Annotated in this window: 3 protein-coding genes; 1 reads left to right on the forward strand and 2 read right to left on the reverse strand. The window is 71.5% G+C overall.

The window, feature by feature from the left end; translation table 11 throughout:
* Nucleotides 1–53: 53 nt before the first annotated feature.
* Both D7Y11_RS24625 and D7Y11_RS24630 read right to left on the reverse strand, forming a co-directional pair.
* On the reverse strand, nt 54–1,643 hold the full coding sequence (locus D7Y11_RS24625; protein ID WP_121755942.1) for a glycoside hydrolase family 57 protein: 1,590 nt from the start codon (nt 1,641–1,643) through the stop codon (nt 54–56).
* 26 nt (nt 1,644–1,669) lie between these two features.
* The gene (locus D7Y11_RS24630; RefSeq protein ID WP_121755943.1) at nt 1,670–4,237 is read right to left on the reverse strand and encodes a DUF4912 domain-containing protein; all 2,568 of its coding nucleotides are present in this window, start codon (nt 4,235–4,237) and stop codon (nt 1,670–1,672) included.
* Between the two features lie 228 nt (nt 4,238–4,465).
* Between D7Y11_RS24630 and D7Y11_RS24635 the strand changes: the two genes are divergently transcribed.
* On the forward strand, nt 4,466–6,696 hold a 2,231-nt coding region (locus D7Y11_RS24635; protein WP_233607384.1), incomplete at its 3' end, for a glycosyltransferase.

Below are 6,696 nucleotides of genomic sequence, written 5' to 3' on the forward strand. Positions count from 1 at the left end.
GTGTCCGGTGACGGAAGGTGAACCCCCAGCCCGGCCGCCTGTTCCCGAACCGCTCAACCGGGCCGGTAGACGCGGTAATCCAGCTCGGGGAACAGGTTGTTGCGTCCTTCGACGTGGGACAGCCAGGACTCGTCGATGGTTCCACCGCGCACCTGGTCGTGCAGGCGCAGGAAGCGCTGCAGGTGCTCCTTCGTGCGGCGCACGGCGTAGTCCACCATGGTGCCGGTCTTCATGATGAAGGCCCAGTCGGAGGCCTGCGCCAGCAGCAGCTCGCGCGCGGCCTGGTTCAGCGCCCGGCGCTTGAGGGACGACGCGTCCGGGAAGTCCCGGGCCAGCTCCACCATCTGCCGCGCGGCGTGGTTCAAGTGCCGGTAGATCCAGTCGTTGGTCCCGTCCAACCACATGTTCGCGTACCCGCCCGCGCCCCAGGACGAAAGGGGCGGCGTGGCCACCTGGTTCTCCGGGTGCTCGCGCAGGTCGTCCAGCGGGCTGATGAGCTGGATGCGGCTGGGGTTGCGCGCGGCCTGGCGGATGAGGGCGTCGATGAAGTGGGGACCCTCGAACCACCAGTGGCCGAAGAGCTCCGCGTCATAGGGCGCGACGACCACGGGCTTGCGGCCGCCCATGCGCGACGCGAGGTATTCGAACTGGCGCTCGCGGTTGAAGAGGAAGTTGCCCGCGTGGACCCAGGCGCGCTCGCGGGCGGCGGCCGGGTCGTAGGGCTGCTTGTCGTTCGTCTTGCCGGTGATGCGGAAGTACTTGAAGCCGGTGTTCTTGCGGTCGCCGGTGGGCTGGATGAAGGGCCGGATGTAGTCCAGGTCCAGGTCCCAGCCGATGTCCCGGTAGAACTCGCGGTAGACGGGGTCGCCGGGGTAGCCGTGCTCGGTGCTCCAGACCTGCTGGCTGCTCTCCGGGTCGCGCGCGAAGGCGGCCACGCCGGGCTCGGTGAAGATGGGCGCGTAGGGGCCGTGCAGCGGGCGGGGCGTGGCGTCCGTGAGCGCGTGCGTGTCCGCGAAGAAGTAGCGGATGCGCTCGGCGGAGAGGATGCGCTCCAGGCCCGGGTAGTAGCCGCACTCGGCCAGCCAGATGCCGGCGGGGTCGCGGCCGAAGTTCTGGCGGTAGTGGTTCGCCGCCACCGTCACCTGCGCGCGCACGGCTTCCGGCGTCTGCTGCATGAGCGGCAGGAAGCCGTGGGTCGCGTTGCAGGTGAGGATGTCCAGGTGGCCGGAGTCCTGGAGCCTGCGGAACGCGGCCACCAGGTCGCGCCGGTAGTGGTTGTGGTACGCGAGCCGCAGCGATTCGAAGTGGTCGCGGTGGAAGACGGCCAGCGGGTGGAAGGTGGAGTCGTCCCGGGTGCGGTGCACCTCGCGGGCGCCCAGCTCGCAGAGCGAGTCCAGCCGGCGGGCGTAGCGCTCCCGCAGCAGGTCGTCGTTGAGCATCGACACGAGCGTGGGCGAGAGCGTCATCGTCACCCGGAAGGGGACGCGGTCCTCGACCAGTCTGTCGAACACGCGCAAGAGCGGCAGGTACGTCTCGGAGATGGCTTCGTAGAGCCAGTCCTCCTCGAGGAAGTCTTCGTACTCGGGGTGGCGAACGAACGGCAGGTGCGCGTGAAGGACCAGCGCGAGGGAGCCCAGGCTCATAGGTCGGTCGGAGAGGCCGTGCGGGTTCACTTCCGTCCACGGCGCGAGGGCCGGGACTTGGAGGACTTGGAGCCCGAGGGCTTGGGCTCCGGTGGTTTCTGGGCCGCCTTCGCGGGCGGGGACTTCGCGGCGTCCGACTTGGGAGCCACGGCGCTCGAAGCCGCCGGGGTCTCCACCTTCGGGGCCGGAGCCTCGACTTGCGCGGGCGCAGTGCGCGGAGCCTCGGCCTTCGCGGGCGAGGGGCTCGCGGAAACGGAGGCCAGTGCGGCCCGTCGCGCGGCCTCGCGGGCCTTGTCGAGGGCACGCTGTTCGGACGCGGAGGGACCGCGCGCCACGCTCAAGGCCCACGGGTCCTTGGGAGGCTCCGGCTCCGTGGGCCGCCACGAATCCGTGGTGGCCGCGCCGTGCATCGATGGACCGGACGGGAACGAACCCTCGGCGCCCACTGGAGACGATGTCGACGAGAGGTCCCGTGCTTCGAGCAGGTCACCCCGTGAGGTCGGGGACTCCGGAGACCAGGCATCCGAGCGCCCGGCCGCACCAGGCTGATCCGATGCGCCCGTCGCGCGATCCGCGGACAGGTAGCGCTGATCCGATGCGCCCACCGCCCGAGGCACGGTCAGGTATTGCTGATCCGACGCGCCCGTGGCGCGATCCACGGACAGGTAGCGCTGATCCGAAGCGCCCGCCGCACGCGACACGGTGAGGTACTGCTGGTCCGAAGCCCCTGCGGCACGAGGCACGCTCAAGTACTGCTGGTCCGACGCACCCGCGGCGCGAGGCACGGTCAGATACCGCTGATCCGAAGCGCCCGCGGCACGAGGCACGGTGAGGTACTGCTGGTCCGAAGTCCCCGGCGCACGCTGCACGCCCTGGGTCCCCTGCCCTCCCGCCACGTACCGCTGGTCCGAAGCGCCGGGTGCACGCGGCACGTCCAGATAGCGGTACTCCGAAACGCCGCCCGGCAGCAGCGCCTGACCGTGGCGCTGATCCGAAGCGCCCGTCGCGCGCGGCACCTCCAGATACGGAGTGCCCACCACGTCTCCACCGTACCGCTGCTCCGAAGCACCCGGAGCGCGCGGCACCTCCAGGTACGAAGGACCCGCGACGTCTCCACCGTAGCGCTGGTCCGAAGCACCCGGAGCCCGCTCCACGTCCAGGTAGCGCTGATCCGACGCCCCGGGAGGGCGAGACGGGGCCAGCACCGCGCCCTCACCGAGCGTCGCCTCCCCCACGCGCGCATACTGCTGGTCGGACGCCCCCGGCGCACGCGGCGCGCTCTCTAGATAGGCCTCTTCCGCGTAGCGCTGGTCCGAAGCCCCCGGCGCACGCGGCGCGCTCTCTAGATAGGCCTCTTCCGCGTAGCGCTGGTCCGAAGCCCCAGGGACGCGCGGCGCATCGACATAAGCCTCGGTGCGCTCACGGTGGACCTCCGGCACGTCCGCCAACCCGGCGCTCCCCGGCAGCTGCACCCGGCGCCAGGTGACGTACTCGCGCTCCTCCACCCGAGGGACGCGCACGGACGCCGCGGTGGGGACAGCTTCGCGCGACCGGTCCACCACCGGCGGAGGCGGCATGCGCAGGAACCGGATGGACGTGTCCGCCGACGGTCCCGCGGGCGGCAGCGTGGCCCGATTGGACGAATGTCCAATGCGGCGCGACCGGCCATCCGAACCGACGAAGTGCGCCTCCACCCGGTACGTTCGCCCGGGCGTCATGCCCTGCAGATAGAAGCTGCGCGACTCCAGCGCGAAATCCACCTCGCGCGACAAGCCCTCGCCGTCGAACACCTTCATCACCGCGCGCGGCGCCGGCAGGTCGTCCAGTGCCCGGCCCCGGCTCGCGTCACTGAAGTCCCAGAAGACGAAGAGCGTGTGCGGATCCCTCGCGAGCAGCACCATCGCGTCGTCCTGGTAGTCCAGGGGCAGCATGGCCAGGTGCTCGTTGCGCTCGGGCGACGCGTCCGCCGGAGGAAGGCGCGGCGCCTGCTCCTCCAGAAGGTGGTGGCGGCGCGCTTCCTTCTCCCCCGCCATCTTCGTCACGAAGAACCCCTCCACCAGGGGCTCGGCGGCGTGCGGCGGCTCGCTCGCGGGCGCGGGCGGCGCGGCGGCGGGCTGTTCTGCCTTGGGAGAACTCGACGGGCGCGGCGTGGGCGCTTCCGGCGACAGGGACACCGTGGCCTCGTCTTCCGGGTCGCGGCGCGCCTTCTCGCGGGCGGGGAACGTCACCACGCGCGCGGGCCGCGTCTTGGGGCCGCCGCTGGGCTCCGTGATGGGCTCCTCGGAAAGTTCTCGTGCCTGCGGCGCGGCGGCACTTTCGGGCGAAGGCAGGGGCACGGACTCGGGGGTCGGCCCCTTGGCGGAGCGGGAATCCGCAGGGCCGGAATCCAGCGTCCGCTCCTCGCCGCCCACGTCACCGGAGCCGCGCCGGGACGTCGCCAGGCCGGCCATGCGCGCGAGCCGCCCCAGGGCGGGAATGCGCTCGGCCAGCGAGGTGACCAGCTCCCGCCCGCGGGACGCGCCAGCTCCCTCCCGGAGGTATTTCCGGGCCAGCTGCCGCAGGTAGCTCACGGTGACGCCCTTCCGCTCATCCATGGACACCTCGCCTCGTTATGACGCGGCATACAGGGGGTCAACGCATCCGTCACGGGATGTGTTGTTCCGCCGACCCCCTTCAACTTCCGTCACGACCGATGACACCTCACCCCGGTCCAAGTATCCTGCGACCGCTTGAGCGACCTGCCCAGACTTCTCCTGTGCAGCTTTGACGTCATCCCCGGCCCGTCTGGCTCCTCACGCCGACTGACCGAGTATCTGAAGGCGTTGCCTGATCGCTTCTCCGTGGTGGTGCTGTCGGCGAAGACGCCCGACCACTCCCATATCGAGAAGTACCAGGGCGCCCGGCTGCTCCGCGTCCCGGTAGGCTCCGGGGACCTGGCGTCGCGCATCCAGTCCTTTGAACGGGCCGTTCGCCGCCAGCTAGAAAGCGAGGACTACGCCCTCGCCCACTTCACGGACCCCTTCGGCGGGTACGCGTTGTGCGAGCTGAAGGCGGACTACGGCTACCGCCTCATCTATGAGGCGCAGACGTTCCCCTCACAGGAGCTGCGCTACACCCATCCGCAGACGGACGGCGACCGCCGCTTCCTGTCGAAGATCCGCCGCCAGGAGCTGTTCTGCCTGATGAACGCGGACCTCGTCGTCACCGGCTCGCAGACGACGCGCGCGTTCATCCAGGGGCTGGGCGCGGCGGAGGACCAGCTCCGGACAATTCGCGCGCCGGTGGACCTGAAGCCGTACGACCCGGAGGTGCTCGGCGCCCCGGACGGTTCGCCCCTCAGGATGATGTACCTGGGCAGCCACGTGGGCTGGCAGGGCCTGCCCACCCTCCTGCGCGCCACGGCGCTCGCGGCCCAGCAGGTGGACGTGCGCCTGACGCTGGTGGGCGCGCACCATCCGGACTGGAAGCCGCACCTGGAGGACCTGGTCAACGACCTGGGTATCAAGGAGAAGGTCGACTTCCAGCCGCCCGTCGTGCACGACGACCTGGTCAAGGTGCTGGCGCTGGCGGACGTGGGCGTGCTGCCGCTGGACGACTCGGAGCGCAACCGGCTCCAGGGCGGACCGCTGGCCAAGGTCTCTGAGTACCTGGCCGCCGGCCGGCCGGTCATCGCCGCGGACCTGCCCGTCACCCGCGAGCTGATTCCGAAGGAGGCGGCCGTCTTCTTCCCTCCGGGCGACGCCCGCGCCCTCTCCGAGCGCATCCTGGACCTTGCGCGCGACGTGCCCCGCCGCGTGGCGCTGGGCAAGGCCGGACGCGCGTTCGCGGAGAAGGTGCTGGACGCGGGCCTCATCCGGGGCCAGCTGCTGGACCTCTACGATTCGCTGCTGGAGAAGCGCGGCCACGTCCCGGTCGAAGCCGCCAGCGAACCGCCCGACGTCACGATGACGGGCACGCCCACGAACCGCCTCGCGAGCCTGGGCATGCCGGAAGCGTCCCAGCCCGCGGTCGCGGCCAGGCAGCCCGCGAAGCCCGCGGCCCAGGCCGCTTCCGACGAAGCCGCCCCGCCCCCCGCGAAGGATGGCGCGGAGGACGCGCCCGTGGTGATGGGCATGGCCCTGGACGACGGGATGGACACCCGGCTCGTCAAGACCGAGCCGGACATGCGGCCGGACGAAGTGCCCATGGTCATGGGCCTGCCGCTGCGCGAGTCCGCAAAGGCCGCTCCGGCCCCCGCGAGCAAGGAAGCCACGCCGCCTCCGGAGCCCGCGGCCGCGCCCAAGACGACCGACGACACCGCGAAGAAAGAGGAGCCGGAACCGCTGGGAGGCCATGGCTCGGAGCCGGCTCCGCCCACGGAGATGGTGACGAGTCCCCTGGTGAAGGCCCTCGGATTGAAGGATGTCAGCGGGGACGACGCCGGGGATTCGGATGCGGAGGCCCGCGCCTCCGAGGATGGCTCCTCCGGAGCGACGGCGGTCGTGCGCCGGCCGGTGGAAGTGGAAGAAGACGACACGAGCACGCCGGCCCCCACGCCCGTCGTGCGCAGGCCAGCCTCCGAGGAAGAAGAACGCGCCCCCACGCCCATCGTGCGCAGGCCAGCCTCCGAGGAAGAGGCCCCCGCGCCCACGCCCATCGTGCGCAGGCCGGCCTCCGAGGAGGAAGAACGCGCCCCCACGCCCATCGTGCGCAGGCCGGCCTCCGAGGAGGAAGAACGCGCCCCCACGCCCATCGTGCGCAGGCCGGCCTCCGAGGAAGAGGCCCCCGCGCCCACGCCTGTCGTGCGTCGGCCCCTGCCGGAAGACGAGCCGCCGGCGGCCACGCCCATCGTGCGCCGCCCCACCTCCCTCACGGAGGACGAGGAGCGCGCGCCCACGCCCGTCGTGCGCCGGGCCGGAGTGATGCGTGAGGAGGAAGAGGTCCCCGCGCCCACGCCCATCGTGCCCATGCGCTCCTTGCTGACCGGAGCGCGGAGCACGAACGCCGGCCGTGCGCAGCGGCCGCAGGACTCCGCTCCCTCTGAACCCCCGCGTCTCTTCCCAAGTCCCTCACC

The sequence above is a fragment of the Corallococcus sp. AB018 genome (genome assembly GCF_003986945.1).
Taxonomy (GTDB): domain Bacteria; phylum Myxococcota; class Myxococcia; order Myxococcales; family Myxococcaceae; genus Corallococcus; species Corallococcus exiguus.